Genomic DNA, 16,706 nt, shown 5'->3' with positions numbered 1-16,706 from the left:
CGGTTCAATCTTTCGGGTCGGAACAGGGGGCCGTTGTCCGGCATACGCCGCGCGGCCCGCTTTTCGGCCCTGCTCCGCCCGGTATGTTCGGCTCACCGCACAGCCCTTGAATCTTGAGCCACAGGTGGGTCCCCGGATGGAGCGCGCGTCGAATCTGCGCATGATCGCCCTCGCGAGCGTCATCGCGCTGGCTGCGATAGTGCCGTCGGCCGACGCGCTCGCCGAACCGCCGGGCTCGCCCGCTCCCAAGGACGCCGGGGCCGGGCTGCTCGACGCCCTCGTCGGTGACGGAGGCACGGGCGGCGAAGCCGGCGCCGACGGCGGCGGTTCCGGCGGCACCAGCGGTACCGGCGACACCCGGCAGACCGCCGTCTGCGGGCCGCGCCTCTCCGCACCCGGGGGCCTGCGCGCGCAGACCTGCACCATCAGCGAGGACGGCGACACCTGGGCGCGTACGTACTACCGCAACGCCACCGGCGAACCGCTCAGCGGGATGCTCAGCCTCATGCGACCCGACGGGCGGACCGTGCAGGCGCGGTGCTCCATCGAGGCGCGGGCAGCGGCGGGGATCTGCGAGACACCGCGCGAACGGACGGTGCGGGCTGCCGCGGAACCGTACGCGGCGGTGGCGGAAATCGCGGCCGGGGGCCCGGCGGATGCGGAGCGGCTGCTGCTGCGCTCCGGGTCCGGGGCGGGATCCGCGGCCGGACATTGAAACGTCCGGTCGCTGGCGACGGGGGATGCACCAGCGACCGGACTGTTTAAACAGTAACAAGGAGTCGGCCGAACGCAAATTCAGCTGCGCCGATTCGGTCCCTAAATTACTGGCCGGAAGCCTGAGTTGTGACGGACGTCACGTCAGCGGCGCCGATGCCGCCGGCTGCGCCACACGTCAGCTGAGGGTGATCTGCCGGTTGGTGAAGCCGCTGCGGGCCCGCCGCTCCTCCGCCGTCAGCGGCTTCGCCGAGCCCAGCGTCTCCGCCAGCCGCTCACCGAACTCCGCGGCCGGTTTCTCCGCCTCGTCAGCTCCCATGCCCATCGGCAGGTCCCACACCGGCACCACCAGCCCGTGCGCCCGGAACGAGCCCACCAGCCGGGTCCCTTCGCCGAGCGACGACGCCCCGGCGGTGTGCAGCCGCGCCAGCGCGTCCAGCAGCGCCTCCTCCGGATGGGGCATCACCCACCGCAGGTGGTTCTTCTCCGGCGCCTCGCACCAGTACGCCGCGTCCACCCCGGTCAGCCGTACGGTCGGGATCGCCGCCGCGTTCGCCCGTTCCAGTGAGGCCGCGACCTCTCCGGTCGCGCCCTCCGCGTTCTCCAGCCAGAACTCGAACCCGGTGTGCACCACCGGCTCGAACGGCGCCGCAGGATCCAGCAGGTCCTGCAATCGCGGCCCGTCGGCAGCCGGGCGCTGCCCGTCCACCGGCGTCCCCGGTTCGGCGGCCAGCGCCCGGACGAGAGTGTCCGCCAGGTCCCGGCTGATGTCGCCGGACGCCGTGTCGTTCTGCAGGCCCAGCAACACCGCCCCGGTGTCGCGGCGCAGCGCCGGCCACGCCATCGGCAGCACCGTGGCCAGCCGCACCTCCGGCACCCCCTGCGGCAGGGCGTCCCTCAGCCCCAGTTCGACGGTCGCCGCCGGCACCAGCTCGCGCAGCGCCACCCAGTCGCACTCCGCCGGCAGTCCCTCGAACGGCCGCCGCACCAGTTCCGTCGCCGCGTGTGCCGCCTCCCGGCCGTGGCACGCCTTGTACCGCCGCCCCGAATCGCACGGGCACGGCTCACGCGCTCCGACGACAGGGATCTCCCCGCCCACAAGCTGTGGTGCCTTCGGTTTCGTTGTCGGGGTTTTCGTTGTCGGGCGCTTTTTGGCCATCGGTGTCGTTTCTCCCGGTGCGGCTACGGTTCGGCCGTGAGCCTAGCGCCCGCCGCCCGCCCGGTCCGGGCAACGGCACCGGCGCCCCCTTGCGGCGGGCGGTCGGCAGCCCGGTCAGCCGACGTCGTCGAAGGAGTCGGCGAAGTCGATGGGGACGTCGACGCGCGGCGGGAGGTCGTCGCGGCGGGCGTGCCGGGCGCGGGTGGGGAGCAGTGCCCAGACGGTGACCTCGCCGGACTGATCGTCGCGTACGCCCCAGTGGAGGGCGAGGCTTCGGACGATGCCGAGCCCGCGGCCGCCGCGGGCGGTGAGGGACGGGCTCGCGGGGGACGGACGGGTCGGGCCGCCGCCGTCGGTAACCTCGATGGCGAGCAGGCCGTTCGGATCGATCCGCCAGACGGCCCGTATGCCGCCGTCGGCGTCCTCGTCGGCGTCCTCGTCGCCGCCCTCGTCGCCGTCCTCGACGTCGTAGCGGCCGCTCCCGTCCCTGTCTTTGGCGAGCGGCCGGGCGTGCCGGCACGAATTGCTGAGAAGTTCTGACAGGATCAGTACCGCGTCATCGATCACCGGGTCCGCGATCCCCTGCGTACTCAGCTCCTTGCGCAGCCTGCGCCGCGCTTCTGCCACACCCGTCGCACCATGGGTCAAGGCCATGGTCGACGATGTCGGCACGTCCTGGGCCACCACGAACGCCACCCCCGAGACCTCCTTCACCCCAGCCACGGGATGGATGCCCCCTGGGTCTGCGCCGGAAACCGGCCAACTGTGATCCTCTGGGGCACTTATATCGGTCCAATACGGTCCGAACGCGCCGGAGCACTACCGCTCCGGGATTACGGCTGAGTGTTCCTGGGTGTTCCTGGGTGTTCCTGGGTGTTACCGCCCGAGTTGGGACAGAACCTGCCTCGGGCGGTTGGTGATGATGGCGTCGACTCCGAGCCGTACGCACAGTTCGACGTCCCCCGGCTCGTTCACCGTCCACACATGCACCCGGTGCCCGGCTCGGTGCAGTCGCGCCACATAGCCCGGGTTGGCCCGCAGGATGCGGATGCTGGGCCCGGCGATGTGGACGCCGCCCGGCAGCCGTCCGTCGCGGTGCCTCGGCAGGACGTACTGCATGAGAAAGACGGTGGGGAGCTCGGGCGCGGCGGTGCGCACCCGGCGCAGAGATCGCGAGGAGAAGCTCATGACCCGCACCTGGGAGCGCTCGCCGCCGGCCGGCTTCGTCAGGCCGAAGTGGGCCAGGAGCTCGATGAGCCGGTCCTCGACCTGGCCGGCCCAGCGCGTCGGGTGCTTGGTCTCGATCGCGAGCTCCACCCGCCGGCCGGTGTCGGTGACCAGTTCCAGGAGCCGCTCCAGGGTCAGTACGCGGCTGAGTTCGAGGTCCGGGGCCTCCGCGTCGCTGTCGAGAAGAGACCGGAGCGAGTCGTCCGAGGTGCGGCCGTGGCCGCGGCCGCCCGGCGTGACCTTCCAGGAGCCGAAATCCAGCTCGGCCAGGTCGGCGAGCTCCATCGCGGAAACGGCCCCCCGTCCGTTTGACGTACGGTTGACGCGTCGGTCGTGTACGCAGACCAGTTGGCCGTCCGCCGTCAGCCGGATATCGCACTCCAGGGCATCGGCGCCGTCGTCGATAGCCTTGAGGTACGCGGCGAGCGTGTGTTCGGGGGCGTCCTCGGACGCGCCCCTGTGCGCCACAACCTGGATCGCGTGCTCATAAGTCACCGGGCTATGGTGCCATCCGCTGCGCGGGTGCCGTCCACAGTACCCATTACACAGCTGTGTGCGGCACTGTTTACAGCGTCCTGACACCCGGTGGGCAAAGCTGAGTGCAGCCAGCCCGTTCCCGCCCGTCCCGCCAGTGCCCTGCCCGTGCCCTGAAGAATCCGAGGAGAACCGCTGTGAGCACCGAGAACGAGGGCGGCCCGCTGCCGTCGGCGACACCGCCCCAGCCTTTCTCGGCCCCGGCACCTCTGCCCGCGCAGGCCGCGACGCCCCCCACGCCGCACCCGTACGGGCCTGACGAGCCGCAGCCCGCCCCCGCCCCCGAGACCGCCCCCCAGACCGCCCCCCTCCCGCCCGTCCCCGCCCTGCCCGCCTACGCCGCCTCCGGCGGCGGTGGCGGAGGCGGCTGGGGCGCCGGCGGATCCGGCGGCGGTGGCTGGGGCGACTCCCCTGTGCCTGGTGCCCCGGTCCCCGCACCCAAGAAGCGCGGCAACGGCGGGCTTGTGGCCGCCGTCCTCGTCGCCGCCCTGGTGGCGGGCGGCGTCGGCGGTGGCATCGGCTACTGGGCCTCCAACAAGAACGACAGCGGCATCTCCACGACGATCACCTCCAGCGGCAATTCCAAGGACCTCAGCCGCGCCGCCGACTCAGTCGCCACCATCGCCAAGAAGGCCCTCCCCAGCGTCGTCACGATCGAGGCCACCGGCAGCCAGGAGAGTGGCACCGGCACCGGCTTCGTCTACGACAAGCAAGGCCACATCCTCACCAACAACCACGTGGTCGCCCCCGCCGCCAACGGCGGCAAGCTCACCGCCACCTTCTCCAACGGCAAGAAGTACACCGCCGAAGTCGTCGGGCGCGCCTCCGGCTACGACGTCGCCGTCATCAAGCTCACGGGCGTCAGCGCCTCCCAGCTCGCCCCGCTTGCTCTCGGCAACTCCGACACCACCGCCGTCGGCGACGCCACCGTAGCCATCGGCGCCCCCTTCGGCCTCTCCGGCACCGTCACCACCGGCATCGTCAGCGCCATGCACCGCCCGGTCGCCTCCAGCGACGGCACCGGCTCCAGCTCTTCGTACATGAGCGCCATACAGACCGACGCCTCCATCAACCCCGGCAACTCCGGCGGCCCTCTCCTCAACGCCAACGGCGCCGTCATCGGCATCGACTCCGCCATCCAGTCCACCGGCAGCAGCAGCGGCACCTCCCAGTCCGGCAGCATCGGCCTCGGCTTCGCCATCCCCATCAACCAGGCCAAGCGCGTCGCCGACGAGCTCATCAGTACCGGCAAGCCCGTCTACCCCGTCATCGGCGTCTCGGTGGACTCGAGCTACACGGGCCAAGGCGCCAAGATCACCACCAGCAGCGGAGCCGTCACCTCCGGCGGCCCCGCCGACAAGGCCGGCCTCAAGGGCGGTGACATCATCACCAAGCTCAACGACACCGTCATCGACTCCAGCCCCACCCTCATCGGTGAGATCTGGCAGTACAACCCCGGTGACAAGGTCAAGGTCACCTACACCCGTGGCGGCAAGTCCTCCACCGCCACCCTCACCCTTGGCCAGCGCGTCGGCGACAGCACCAACTGATCCCTCCGGGGGAGCTCGTCAGTTCCCGCGCTTGGCGCCCCGCACCACCGCACCCCGGTGGCGCGGGGCGCGGCCGTTTTTTCACTGGCCCGTGGGCGGCTTCGTAGTACGTGTTCGCCTCGGAGTCCTCCGGCAGGAAGCCGCAACCGGCGAAGAGCCTGGCTTCCCCTGCGGCGGCGAGCCGACGCCGCGCCGCTTCGGACATCACGGCCTGTAGAGCCGGGCCAGAGTGCGGCTGAGCAGCTCGGCGTCCCGCTCCCGGGCCCCGGCCGCCCTCCGCCCGGGGCGGCGACTCAGACGCCTCGGCGCAGGTGGCTTCCTTGGCTTCGACCCTACGCAGTGGGACGTCTTCATATCGAGCATCAAGAACGGCAAGTTCGGCAGCTGAGCCTGCTGAAGGTACCCAAGGGGCTGGGAGCTGCTGGGGTGACGCCCTGGCCGCCCTTCCGGCTGGCCGCCGCCCTCCCGCACCGTTGCCTCGCGCAGGTCCGACAGTGGGCCTTGGAAAGTCGGCTGCGTCGTCTACCTCCGCGCTCCTAGGCTCCGGACCATGGACTGGCACACCTGGCACGACGACTACGACCGGCCTGATTCGGTACTCGCGCGACGACTGCGCGCTGTTCAAGAGCGGATCCGGCTGGCCCTGGACGCGTGTCCGCCGGGCCCGCTCCTGACGGTCAGCATGTGTGCCGGCCAAGGGCGCGATCTGCTCGGCGTGCTGCCGGAGCACCCGCGCCGGGAGGACGTCACCGCGCGTCTGGTCGAACTGGACCCCCGCAATGCGGCACTGGCTGAGCAGGCCGCCGATCGCGCGGGCCTGCAGCGGGTAGAAGTAGTGGTGGGCGATGCCTCGCTGACCAGCCACTACGCCGGGATGGTCCCCGCAGACCTCGTGCTGGTGTGCGGCGTGTTCGGCAACATCACCGATGAGGATGTTGAGCGGACCATCACCTACTGCCGCCAGCTGTGCAAGCAGGGCGGAACCCTCGTGTGGACCCGGCACCGCAAGGTGCCCGACCTGGCGCCGCAGATCTGCCACTGGCTGGAGGAACGTGACTTCGAGCGGCAGTGGCTGTCCGAGCCGGACGCGGGCTTCGGCGTCGGGGCGCACCGCTTCAACGGTGAGCCCCAACCGCTGTCGCCCGGCGCGAGCATGTTCACTTTCGTCGGGTACGACGCCCTGGCTCGGGGGGACGGGCACCAGTCGCGGAGTTGACCTTGCCGACCGACGGCGGAGCAAGCATCCGGGATGATGTGTGTGGACGCTACCGATCATCCCGGCCGCAATGACGGGCTTCGTGGCCGTCCGGCGGCCACCGTCGCCGCCGGGCGGCCCGCACGCGATACTCTGTACCCGCTCCGCCGCAGGTGGCCGGAGTGCAGGTGGGTTGCCCGAGCGGCCTAAGGGAACGGTCTTGAAAACCGTCGTGGCAGCGATGTCACCGTGGGTTCAAATCCCACACCCACCGCAAGTGAACGGTCCCCGACCAGGCAAATCGGTCGGGGACTGTTCTGGTGCGCGCTGTCCGCTAGCGACCGTCGTTCCCCGTTGTTTCCCGACCGATCGGGCACGCGAGGGGCACGGTCACCTTCTGATCCGTAGCTCTAGCCGGGATCGGTCACCTGGGGTCCTAGGGGTCGCTCGGAGGGCCGCTGGGGGCGGTACGGGGCATGGTCGGTTGGTGTGGTTGCTGTACTTCATTGCTGTACTGCAAACCCGATCGAGTGGGGGCAGGCTCCGTGCCTCAGCCGTTGACGCCGTTCTCCCTCTCACGCACCCGCCGACGCTTCGGTCGAGGGTGGGTGCGTTCCCAGAACGCAAAAGAGGCGAGGGCTCCCATGATGATGAGCACGATGGCCGACGCTACCCTCGCTGGGCCGGTACCCGTAACCACGTGACCGGCGAACCAGATCAAGGCGAGGCACCTCCCAAGTTCGCTGCCGAATCTGCGTATTCGTTGACGCACCAGTGTGCCTGCTCTTTAGCCCGTAGCTCAGGCAGAGTATCGCCTGGTCGAGCCCCAGTTGGAAGATCCCGTATGCGGGTTGCGGCTGACCTGGACGTTCGCTGACTTGAGGGAGAGGGCTACATCACTGTGGTTCCCCGTGGTTCCCCGCACGGCTCCGACCGATCGGGCACGCATCGGGCACGACGATTCAACGCTTCTGGGCCCTGTACCGCTTGAGAAGAGCCGTGATCTTCCCGTAGTCGGCGGCACCGTTCAGTTCGGCAAGGAGATCATCAGGGCACAGTTCGTAGTGGTCGCCCCACCACCGGCGCCCCTTGTTGTCCCAGATGCGGTAGCCGCCTGGGACACCTCTGGCCACGTACCGCTTTCTGCTCACGCTGTGTTCCCTCTGCGCCGTGATGACTTACGGGGCACGGTACATCGAGGGCGGTGGAGCGGCTCTGGGGTAGGAGCTGACATAGGGTGACCTGCGGCGACGGGCGGGATCTCTGTCCACGAATAGTCCACAGCACCCGACATCCGGCCGCCCACAGCAGCACATGCCTGCGCATACGCAAAGACCCCGCACTCAGCGTCTTGGCTGGTGGCGGGGTCTTTTGGCACTTCAGCTGAAGTGCCCCCGGCAGGATTCGAACCTGCGCACACGGCTCCGGAGTGCGTCGGCCCATCGAGGCTTTTCGCCGGTCATCGGCTTGTGCAGTCGGCTGGGGTCTCTGCTTGGCCGTGAATAGGCCGAGGCTGGGCGTTGGCGGGGAGCTCGGGGGCCGGCCCGACAAGTGCTTGTCGCGCCTCCTGCGCCGTTCGGACGCGTCGCCGTCAGCGCGATTCCTCCTCTGCCGTTCTCTTCGCGAGCAAACGAACGACGGCGGCGGACAAGTCTCCTGCAATGACGCGCGCGCATTTGGTGCGGATCTCGTGCAACGGTGCCGGAGGCCCTGGGCTCATCGACCGCTCACGCTGGTCAGACGCTTGCCAGGCAGGCTGGAAGCCGTGAATAGGCCGGGCCTCGCTCTCCCAGGAAGGTCGAATCCGGGCCATGTGGCGGTTCCAACGGGTGCGGCCGCCGCGCCTCGCTGACGACTCCCGCCGGTCGGCAGGGCTGCACGGCATCGAGGTTGGCTCCTGGAGGTTTGGGCACCTGAGAGATAGAGGAGCGGAAAATGTTAGGAATCGGATATGTCGACCGATGTGGAGAAGTCGCGCCGAAATCGATTGCTGGTCGAGGCGATGCAAAGCCAACTGCAGCAGCTGCCCGACGATCAGCACCGACTGCGCCGCCTGCTGGCAGCGGTATTGGCGATCGGCACCGACTTGGACCTGCGGTCCTTGCTGCAAGACATTGTGGAGGCTGCCGCAGCCACAGTGGACGCCCGATACGGCGCGTTGGCAGTCTTGGACGAATATGGGGAGTTCGTGGACCTCTTTACAACGGTCGCAGACGAGGACTGGCCCAAGGCAGTCGGGCGCCTGCCGCGCGGCCTGGGTCTCCTGGGCGTGCTGGTACGCGATCCAAGGCCGCTCCGCGTTGAGAACATCGCCGGCTCCCCGGGCGCCTGCGGTTTCCCGCCGGGTCACCCGATAATGCACAGCCTGCTCGGGGTGCCTATCCGGGTCCGCGGAACGGTCTACGGCAACCTTTACCTAAGTGATCGCTGTGACGCAGAGCCGTTCACCGCCACCGACGAGGGCGTGGTCACCGCCCTGGCCGGCGTCGCCGGCGTGGCCATCGAAAACGCCCGCCTCCACGGGCGCTTCGTGAAGGCCGGCGAGGAGCTCCAGCGGAAGCTGTTGCCCCGCCTACCGGACATCCGACCGATCCAGGCTGAGGCCCGCTACCAGCCCGCCTCCATTGCCCCGCGCGTCGGCGGGGACTGGCACCACGTGATCGTGCTCCCCGAGGGCACGCGGTGCATCATGGTCGGCGACGTCATGGGCCACAACATCGAGGCGGCCATCACGATGCACCGGATCAGCAACATGCTGAGCGTGCTCGCCTACGACCAGCCCCTACCCCCGAGCGAGATCGTCCGCAAGCTCGACCAGGCACTCGAAGGCCTGGGCGGCGGCACGATGGCCACCCTGATCATGGCCAGGCTAGAGCAGCGCCCAGAGACCTCGTGGCGGCTGCGCTGGACCAGCGCCGGCCACCCTCCGCCGCTGCTTATCACCGCCGGCCAGGCCGGCTACCTCGACCCGGAGGAAGGCCACGGAATACCGCTCGGCGTCGATTGCAGCATTCCTCGGCCCGATCACGAGCACATCGTGGCACCCGGCAGCACCTTGGTGTTCTACACCGACGGACTCGTCGAACACCCTCACCACACGATCGGCGAAGGCATGGACGCCTTGGCCCGTCGGGCCGGGGCACTGGTCGGCCAGTCCCTCACCATGATGTGCGACGAACTGGTCGATCCAGCAGGACGCACCTTCCACGACGATGTGGCTCTCCTGGCCCTGCGCATCCCCGCCCGGACACCGGGTTAGGGCCCCAACCGCACTGCTCGATCGCAGGGTCACGTATGACACGGAGCGTATGACGGGAATCGAACCCGCGCCCTGAGCGGACGGACCAAGGTCGCGACCTGCCCGAGCAGACCCCCAGCAGTCGCCGGGACCAGCGGCCGGCCTGGTGACTCCCTGATCGCCCCCCCTCTAACCGTCACCTTCTCCGCCCCCTCTACCCACCAGCTTCCCCAGCTCCCATCCCGCCTGCCGAATGGCTTGAGGACGCCGTAGCGTTCGGGGGCGCAGCGACGGGGCGCGCGTTGACGCACCGGTCGGCTGCTGCCCCCCGTGGCGGATGGCGGGGTATCACAGGCGGAGAAGCGCTCATCTGTGTCATACGCCCAGGTCAGGCCTACCGTAGATAGTATCTATAGTTGTGGACTGGATGCCGGTCGCACGATCATCAAACGAAGCGGGGCTCTACCCGCAGCTGTTCATACGAGAAGCCTCCCGGGCGCCCGCTCAGTGCTGTGCTCGCCCGGATCGCGAGGTGGTCCAGCGCGTACGGGCCGGGGCAAGCAACGAGCCCGGCCGGGGTCCGGCCGGGCTCGTAACGTGTTGGGGCGGGGAGGTCAGTGGCCGCCCTCGTCGACCACGGCGATCTCCTCGATGTTGCGGTCGATCTCCGAGGCCGGGAGCGCGACGGCGCGGGCCCAGTAGAAGATCGCGAGCGAGAAGACCACGATGATGGCGATGTCCCACCAGAGCCCGATGTTGCCCTGCGAGCCGGCGCCGAAGCCGCCCTGCCAGGAGATCAGACCCATGCCGATGAGGTAGACCGGCAGCCATTGGGCGGCCTTCCAGTCCAGCCGGGGGGCGTTGGGCAGCTGCTTGGTGGTCGCGTAGGCGGCGTAGGAGCCGAGCAGGACGTAGCCGAGGATGATGGCCGCGCCGAGGCGCCACAGGGTGTTCCAGCCGGACCAGTAGATGATCAGGCTGGAGACGGCGAAGGAGAGCGGCGCCACTACGTTGCCGCCGGGCAGGTGGTAGGGGCGCTCGCGGTCCGGGAGGCGGTCGCGGAGGACGCCGAAGGCGAGTGGGGCGCCGGCGTACATGAGGACGCTGGCGGAGGTGATGAAACTGACGAGCTGCTGCCAGCTGGGGAACGGCAGGAAGCAGATGACGCCGGTCAGGAAGGAGATGATCAGGCCGAACCAGGGCACGCCGCGGGCGTCGGTGCGCTCGAAGAGCTGGGGCGCGTAGCCGTTCTTGCTGAGACCGTAGGAGATGCGGGAGGTGGAGGTGGTGTAGATGAGGCCGGTGCCGCCGGGGGAGACGATGGCGTCGAGGTAGAGGATCCAGGCGAGCCAGCCGAGGCCGATGGTGGTGGCGAGGCCGGCGAAGGGGCCGCTGATGCCGGGGTAGTCGAGGTGCCCCCAGCCCTTGACGAAGGAGCTGCCGGGCAGGGCGCCGATGAAGACCACCTGCAGCAGCACGTAGATCACGGCGCCGATGGCGACGGAGCCGAGCACCGCTCGGGGGATGTCGCGCTTGGGGTTCCTGCTTTCGCCGGAGAGCTGGATGGCCTGCTCGAAGCCGAGGAGGGCGAAGATGATGCCGCTGGTGCTGATCGCGCCGAGGACGCCCTTGGCGCCGAAGGGCGCGAAGCCTTGGGAGGTGAAGTTGCCGGGGTGGAAGTGGGTCGCCGCCAGGACGAAGATGGCGAACAGCGGGATGGCGACCTTCCACGAGGTCGCCGCGCTGTTGGTGTGCGCCAGAAGCCGGACGCCGAGGAAGTTCACCGCGACGAAGACCGCCATCAGGATCAGCGCGACGATGAAGCCGGAGACAGTGAGGGTGCCGTTGGCGTGCTGGAAGCCGGCGGCCCAGGACCAGTGCCCGGCGTAGCCGATCATGGCCTCGACCTCGATGGGCGCCACTGTGGCTGCCTGCAGCCAGGAGAACCAGCCGAAGGACATGCCGGCCAGGCCGCCGAAGACGTAGTGCGGGTAGCGGGCGGTGCCGCCCGCGACCGGGAAGAGACCGCCGAGCTCGGCATGGACCAGGGCCAGCAGGACGATGGCGATCGCGCCGATGATCCAGGAGATCAGCGCGGCGGGACCGGCGACCACGACGGCGTTCTTGGCACCGTACAGCCAGCCCGAGCCGATGATGGACCCGACGGACGCCCAGAGGAGGCCGACGAGTCCGACGTCTCTGCGGAGGGTGTTGCCGCCCCCTGGCCTGTTCGTTTTGGACAGCTGATCAACGCTTGCCATGTGCGGCCTCTCGGGGGACTCGAATCTTGTTGAGGTCGTGGTCGGGGCCGCATCAGGCTAGTTTCTGTTGTCCATAATGCAAAGACTTGCTTGCTGAATATTTACCTACTCTTTATGTCACTCCTGATAGGCGGCCCGGCTGGGCGCGGGGTGGGGTGATTCGAGTCGGTGGGCGGCCGACGCAAGGTGGCTGAAAATGCGTCGGGAAAATTCACTCCCTGGGGTGAGGTGGGGGTGGCTCCTGGGGGGCTGATCAGATGATTTGTGTGTGTTGTGAACTTCACAGCTTATTTTCGGTTCTTCGCAGTTTGTTGGTTAATGTCCATCAGGGGCGGTTCGTCAGTAATCGCGCGGGCAGTTCTGATCTCGCGGCTTCGCTGAGCCTGCGCAGCGCTGATGTCCATGAGTGGAGTCCCGAAATGTTTCCACAGGCTGTGGATAACTTTTGTCTCTTGACAGGCCTCACGATCCACCCCGAATCTGACGGTCAGTCAGATACGAGGAGGCCGCCATCGTGGACGAGCTGTATGACCGGCTCAAGGCGTACGAGGGCCGGCCCGCCGCGATCGCGGCCGAGGGCAAGGACCCGGTGAACTCGCCGATGATCCGGCATTGGTGCGAGGCCATGGGCCACCCCGTTCCGGAGGACGGGTCGGCGCCCGCGACGATGCTCCAGGTGTGGACGATGAGCGGCCTCGCCGGTCATGGGGCGGCGCGGGCGGGGGCGTATGACGAATTGCTCGCGCTGCTTGACGAGTCCGGGTGCGCTTCGGTCGTCGCGACAGACTGCGAGCAGGAGTACGTGAGGGTGCTGCGCCCCGGCGAGCGGATTACGTTCGATGCGGTGATCGAGTCCGTATCGACCCGTAAGACGACGGCGCTCGGGACCGGGTATTTCGTCACCACGCGGACGGATATCCGGGTCGGCGGCGGCGAGTTGGTGGGTACGCATCGCTTCCGGATCCTCAAGTACGAGCCGGCTGAGCGGCAGGCCAAGGCGGCGACCAAGGCGCCGCCGGGGGCACGGCGTCCGCGGCCGGTGGTCAATCGGGACAACGCGGGCTACTGGCAGGGCATCGAGGAGCACCGGCTGCTCATCCAGCGCTGCGGTGGCTGCGGCGCTCTGCGGCTGCCTTGGCTGCCGGGCTGCAATGGGTGCGGCGGGCAGGAGTGGGACACGGTTCCGGCGGCGGGCGGGGGTGCGGTCTTCTCGTATGTCGTGATGCACCATCCGCCGTTCCCGGCGTTCGACCCGCCGTACGCGGTGGCGCTGGTGGAGCTGGCGGAGGGGGTGCGTGTGCTGGGGAATGTGATCGGGGTGCCGTACGAGAAGGTGCGGGTCGGGATGCCGGTGGCGCTGGAATTCCAGCGGGTGGACGGGGAGTTCACGGTGCCCGTGTTCCGCGCGGAGGAGGGCTGAGATGGCGACTGGGACGGCGGCTGGGACGGCGGAGGTCGGGGATGAGCTGCCGCCGCTGCGGATCGAGGTGAGCCGCACGCTGATCGTGGCCGGCGCGGTGGCGACGCGGGACTACCAGGATGTGCACCATGACGCGGAGGCGGCGCGGGCGAAGGGCTCGCCGGACATCTTTATGAACATCCTGACGACGAATGGCCTGGTCGGCCGGTATATGGCCGAGTGTTTCGGCGTGGGGGTAGTGCTGCGGAGCGTACGGATCCGGTTGGGCGTGCCCAGCTATCCCGGGGACGAGCTGGTGCTGACCGGGCGGGTCACAGCGGTGGAGGGTGACGTGGTGAGTGTGGAGGTGACCGGCACGAACAGCCTCGGCTCGCACGTCACCGGGGCGGTGACGGCGGCGATGCCGGGGCCGGTGCTCGGGGAAGAGGGGGGTGGGGTCCGGTGAGCTTGCGCAGTGCGGATCGGCTCGGCGGGCGGGCTGCGATCGCCGGGATCGGGGCGACGGAGTTCTCCAAGGATTCGGGCCGGAGCGAGCTGAAGCTCGCCGTGGAGGCGGTACGGGCGGCCATCGCGGATGCCGGGTTGCGCCCCGCGGACGTGGACGGGTTGGTGACGTTCACGATGGACACCAGCCCGGAGATCACGGTTGCGCAGGCGGCCGGGATCGGGGAGCTGTCCTTCTTCTCCCGGGTGCACTACGGGGGCGGGGCGGCTTGCGCGACGGTGCAGCAGGCGGCGATGGCGGTGGCGACCGGGGTCGCGGAGGTGGTGGTGTGCTACCGGGCGTTCAACGAGCGCTCGGGGCGGCGGTTCGGGGCCGGGGTGCAGCATCGGGAGCCGTCGGCGGAAGGCGCGGCGCTGGGGGTGAATCTGCCGGCGGGGCTGCTGACGCCCGCGTCCTGGGTGGCCGTGGCGGCACAGCGGTACCTCCACGCGTACCACCTCGACGCAACGGTTTTCGGCCATGTGGCGGTGGCCGACCGGCGGCACGCGGCAAGGAACCCGGCAGCGTACTTCTACGGAAAGCCGATCACGCTCGCCGACCATGCCGCGTCACGGTGGATCGTGGAGCCGCTGCGGCTGCTGGACTGCTGCCAGGAGACGGATGGCGGCCAGGCGCTCGTCGTGACGTCCGCCGAGCGCGCCCGGGACCTGGCGCACGCGCCGGCGGTGGTGCGGGCAGCCGCGCAGGGGGCGGGCCGCAGGCAGGAGCAGATGACGAGCTTCTACCGGGACGCGGACGATCTGGTCATGCTCCCTGAAATGGGGGTCGTCGCCCGCCAGCTGTGGCGGACTTCCGGCCTCGGATCTGCGGACATCGATGTGGCGGTGCTGTATGACCACTTCACGCCGTACGTGCTGATGCAGCTGGAGGAGTTCGGTTTCTGCGGACGCGGCGAGGGGGGCGCCTTTGTGGCCGAGGACCGGCTGCCGTTCAACACGCATGGCGGACAGCTCGGCGAGGCCTATCTGCACGGGATGAACGGCATCGCGGAGGCGGTACGGCAGCTGCGTGGGGAGAGCGTCAACCAGGTGCCGGGCGCCGCGCATGTCCTGGTGACGGCGGGGGCGGGGGTTCCTACGTCAGGGCTGCTGCTCGGGGCGGACGGCGCAGACGGCGCAGACGGCTGAATCGCGGGCGTGTCTGCGCGGCGGGGCCGGGGTCGGTGGCTTGACTCGGCGCATGCGCCATAAAAACTGGATCATCCGATATGTGGTGGCGGTCGTCCTGTTCGCCTGCCTGATGTCCGCCGCCCCGGTCGGCGATTCAGCCGCCGAGTCCTGGCGTACGGCCTCGGGCCCCGCTGCTGTCGCATCCCAGGCGCGCGTCTTCCGGGGCTGGGGCTTCGACACCTGCCACACCCCGTCAACCGCCACCATGCGCGCCTGGCTGAGCTCGGACTACCGGGCCATCGGCGTCTATTACGCGGGCCGCGCCCGCGGCTGCAGGAAGCAGCCGAATCTCACCCCCGACTGGGTGCGGTCCACGACCGGGATGGGCTGGCGGATCGTACCGCTCTACGTCGGCTCGCAGAGCCCCTGCGTCACCAACCAGAAGAAGCGCGGCTACCGCATGAGCGCCGACAACGCCTGGGACGAGGGCGCCGCCGAGGCCCGCGACGCCGTCAGCCGCGCCGACGACCTGGGCTTCGGGCCCGGCAGCGCGCTCTACCTCGACATGGAGACGTACCGCATCAACAGCGACAGCTGCACCGGCCCCACCCTGGACTTCGTCCGCGCCTGGGACCGCGAGGTCAGCCGCCAGGGGTATCTGCCCGGCTTCTACAGCAGCGCCGACTCCGGTATCGCGCACATGGAGGACGCCCGCCGCCAGGGTTACGGCGACCTGCCGGTCACCATCTGGTACGCCCGCTGGAAGGTGGGCCCGACCCTGAGCGACGAGCCGTCGCTGGATTCCGACGCCTGGCAGCCGCACCGCCGGATCCACCAGTACTCGGGCAATGTGAAGGAGAAGCACGGCGGCCATCAACTGACCATCGACCGCAACCGGCTGGACGCGCCGGTCGCCGTCTTCGAGTCGTCCCATGGTGACCAGTCGGGGGCCGACCCGTCCCGTGGCGACCCGTCCCATGCCGATCCGTCCCAGGCATACCCGTCCCATGCCGATCCGCCGGGCGTCAACCCATGGGGGGTCACCTCCTGGGGCGTCGGACTGTGGGGCTCGTGGGGCGCCGACCAATGGGGCGCGGACCCCGGATGACGCGGAGCGTCGACCTCAGGGCGCACATCCGCCCGGTGGGGGTATGCGAGCCCCCTCCGTACGACCTGAGGGTGATCCGGTTTCGGGACCTGCGGGGGATCCGGTGACCCATGGTGGGCTCCTAGCGTGGAAGCATGACCACGACCGCGTTGCAGTTCACCAGTTACGTACGGGCCAAGGGCCCGGTACTGCTGCGTACCGCGCGCTCGCTCACCGCGAACCCGTGCGACGCAGAGGACCTGCTTCAGACCGCGCTGGCCGCGACCTACCTGGCGTGGGACCGGATAGACGACCACGCGGCCCTGGACGGCTACGTCCGCCGCACCCTGCTCAACACGCGCACCTCCCAGTGGCGGAAGCGCCGGATCGACGAGTACGCCACCGATGAAATCCCCGAGCCGACCGTCCGCGGCCGGCCCGATCCCACCGAGCAGCAGGCGCAGCGCGACGCGATGCTGAGGGCGATCTCGCGGCTGCCGGCCCGGCAGCGGGCGATGGTGGTGCTGCGGTACTACGAGGACATGAGCGAGGTACAGACGGCCGAGGTACTCGGAGTCTCGGTCGGCACCGTCAAAAGTGCCGTATCGCGTGCGCTCGGCAAATTGAGGGAAGACCCCGAATTGCGCCTTGGGTAGTGACATACCGAGCGGTATGCCAGCACAATCACGGGAAACCCACCCTCGCGT

The 16,706-nt window shown here is 69.3% G+C and carries 14 protein-coding genes and 1 tRNA gene; 10 read left to right on the top strand and 5 right to left on the bottom strand.

Annotated features, from left to right (window positions below; genetic code table 11):
- The first annotated feature begins 136 nt into the window (after positions 1-136).
- Entirely contained in the window at positions 137-715 is a 579-nt protein-coding gene (locus FCI23_RS56315) for a hypothetical protein (protein ID WP_169316765.1), read from the top strand.
- 177 nt (positions 716-892) lie between these two features.
- Here FCI23_RS56315 and FCI23_RS11240 read toward each other — a convergent pair whose 3' ends face one another.
- From FCI23_RS11240 to FCI23_RS11230, 3 genes are all read right to left on the bottom strand, one after another.
- Positions 893-1,873 carry a DUF5926 family protein gene (locus tag FCI23_RS11240; RefSeq protein WP_136723358.1) on the bottom strand — a complete coding sequence of 327 codons (981 nt, stop codon included), beginning with the start codon at positions 1,871-1,873 and terminating at the stop codon, positions 893-895.
- 114 nt (positions 1,874-1,987) lie between these two features.
- Entirely contained in the window at positions 1,988-2,569 is a 582-nt protein-coding gene (locus FCI23_RS11235) for an ATP-binding protein (RefSeq protein WP_136723357.1), read from the bottom strand.
- 180 nt (positions 2,570-2,749) lie between these two features.
- Positions 2,750-3,595 (bottom strand): glycerophosphodiester phosphodiesterase, encoded by an 846-nt coding sequence (locus FCI23_RS11230; RefSeq protein ID WP_136723356.1) that lies wholly within the window; start codon positions 3,593-3,595, stop codon positions 2,750-2,752.
- A 176-nt stretch (positions 3,596-3,771) separates the two neighbouring features.
- Between FCI23_RS11230 and FCI23_RS11225 the strand changes: the two genes are divergently transcribed.
- From FCI23_RS11225 to FCI23_RS11215, 3 genes are all read left to right on the top strand, one after another.
- Positions 3,772-5,184: a S1C family serine protease gene (locus tag FCI23_RS11225; protein ID WP_136723355.1), complete on the top strand. Its 1,413-nt coding sequence runs from the start codon at positions 3,772-3,774 to the stop codon at positions 5,182-5,184.
- 550 nt (positions 5,185-5,734) lie between these two features.
- Positions 5,735-6,400 (top strand): class I SAM-dependent methyltransferase, encoded by a 666-nt coding sequence (locus FCI23_RS11220; protein ID WP_136723354.1) that lies wholly within the window; start codon positions 5,735-5,737, stop codon positions 6,398-6,400.
- A 166-nt stretch (positions 6,401-6,566) separates the two neighbouring features.
- Positions 6,567-6,653, top strand: a tRNA-Ser gene (locus FCI23_RS11215).
- Positions 6,654-7,341: 688 nt separating this feature from the next.
- Here the strand turns inward: FCI23_RS11215 and FCI23_RS11210 are convergent.
- On the bottom strand, positions 7,342-7,530 hold the full coding sequence (locus tag FCI23_RS11210) for a hypothetical protein (RefSeq protein WP_169316764.1): 189 nt from the start codon (positions 7,528-7,530) through the stop codon (positions 7,342-7,344).
- Between the two features lie 800 nt (positions 7,531-8,330).
- Here FCI23_RS11210 and FCI23_RS11205 point away from each other — a divergent pair.
- Complete coding sequence (locus tag FCI23_RS11205; protein WP_246143635.1) at positions 8,331-9,638, top strand: PP2C family protein-serine/threonine phosphatase; 1,308 nt, start codon at positions 8,331-8,333, stop codon at positions 9,636-9,638.
- Positions 9,639-10,231: 593 nt separating this feature from the next.
- Here the strand turns inward: FCI23_RS11205 and FCI23_RS11200 are convergent.
- The gene (locus FCI23_RS11200) at positions 10,232-11,878 is read right to left on the bottom strand and encodes an APC family permease (protein WP_136723353.1); all 1,647 of its coding nucleotides are present in this window, start codon (positions 11,876-11,878) and stop codon (positions 10,232-10,234) included.
- 511 nt (positions 11,879-12,389) lie between these two features.
- Here FCI23_RS11200 and FCI23_RS11195 point away from each other — a divergent pair.
- From FCI23_RS11195 to FCI23_RS11175, 5 genes are all read left to right on the top strand, one after another.
- Entirely contained in the window at positions 12,390-13,298 is a 909-nt protein-coding gene (locus FCI23_RS11195) for a Zn-ribbon domain-containing OB-fold protein (RefSeq protein ID WP_136723352.1), read from the top strand.
- A 1-nt stretch (position 13,299) separates the two neighbouring features.
- Positions 13,300-13,743: an FAS1-like dehydratase domain-containing protein gene (locus FCI23_RS11190; RefSeq protein ID WP_136723351.1), complete on the top strand. Its 444-nt coding sequence runs from the start codon at positions 13,300-13,302 to the stop codon at positions 13,741-13,743.
- Positions 13,740-14,930, top strand: a complete 1,191-nt coding sequence (locus FCI23_RS11185) for a lipid-transfer protein (RefSeq protein ID WP_136723350.1) — start codon at positions 13,740-13,742, stop codon at positions 14,928-14,930. Before FCI23_RS11190 ends, FCI23_RS11185 begins: the two co-directional genes overlap by 4 nt.
- Before the next feature lie 52 nt (positions 14,931-14,982).
- On the top strand, positions 14,983-16,020 hold the full coding sequence (locus FCI23_RS11180) for a glycoside hydrolase domain-containing protein (protein ID WP_136723349.1): 1,038 nt from the start codon (positions 14,983-14,985) through the stop codon (positions 16,018-16,020).
- Positions 16,021-16,154: 134 nt separating this feature from the next.
- Positions 16,155-16,655 (top strand): SigE family RNA polymerase sigma factor, encoded by a 501-nt coding sequence (locus FCI23_RS11175; protein ID WP_136723348.1) that lies wholly within the window; start codon positions 16,155-16,157, stop codon positions 16,653-16,655.
- The last annotated feature ends 51 nt before the right edge of the window (positions 16,656-16,706 follow it).

The organism is Actinacidiphila oryziradicis (assembly GCF_005047355.1).
Taxonomy (GTDB): Bacteria; Actinomycetota; Actinomycetes; order Streptomycetales; family Streptomycetaceae; genus Actinacidiphila; species Actinacidiphila oryziradicis.
Note: the sequence above shows the minus strand (reverse complement) of the source record. Positions and strands in the feature narration are given on the sequence as shown.

What these genes read in the sequence shown, in the direction of transcription:
- FCI23_RS56315 (WP_169316765.1), top strand. Translation starts at nt 137, where the DNA reads ATGGAGCGCGCGTCGAATCTGCGCATGATCGCCCTCGCGAGCGTCATC.
- FCI23_RS11240 (WP_136723358.1), bottom strand. Translation starts at nt 1,873, where the DNA reads ATGGCCAAAAAGCGCCCGACAACGAAAACCCCGACAACGAAACCGAAG.
- FCI23_RS11220 (WP_136723354.1), top strand. Translation starts at nt 5,735, where the DNA reads ATGGACTGGCACACCTGGCACGACGACTACGACCGGCCTGATTCGGTA.
- FCI23_RS11205 (WP_246143635.1), top strand. Translation starts at nt 8,331, where the DNA reads ATGTCGACCGATGTGGAGAAGTCGCGCCGAAATCGATTGCTGGTCGAG.
- FCI23_RS11200 (WP_136723353.1), bottom strand. Translation starts at nt 11,878, where the DNA reads ATGGCAAGCGTTGATCAGCTGTCCAAAACGAACAGGCCAGGGGGCGGC.
- FCI23_RS11190 (WP_136723351.1), top strand. Translation starts at nt 13,300, where the DNA reads ATGGCGACTGGGACGGCGGCTGGGACGGCGGAGGTCGGGGATGAGCTG.
- FCI23_RS11180 (WP_136723349.1), top strand. Translation starts at nt 14,983, where the DNA reads ATGCGCCATAAAAACTGGATCATCCGATATGTGGTGGCGGTCGTCCTG.
- FCI23_RS11175 (WP_136723348.1), top strand. Translation starts at nt 16,155, where the DNA reads ATGACCACGACCGCGTTGCAGTTCACCAGTTACGTACGGGCCAAGGGC.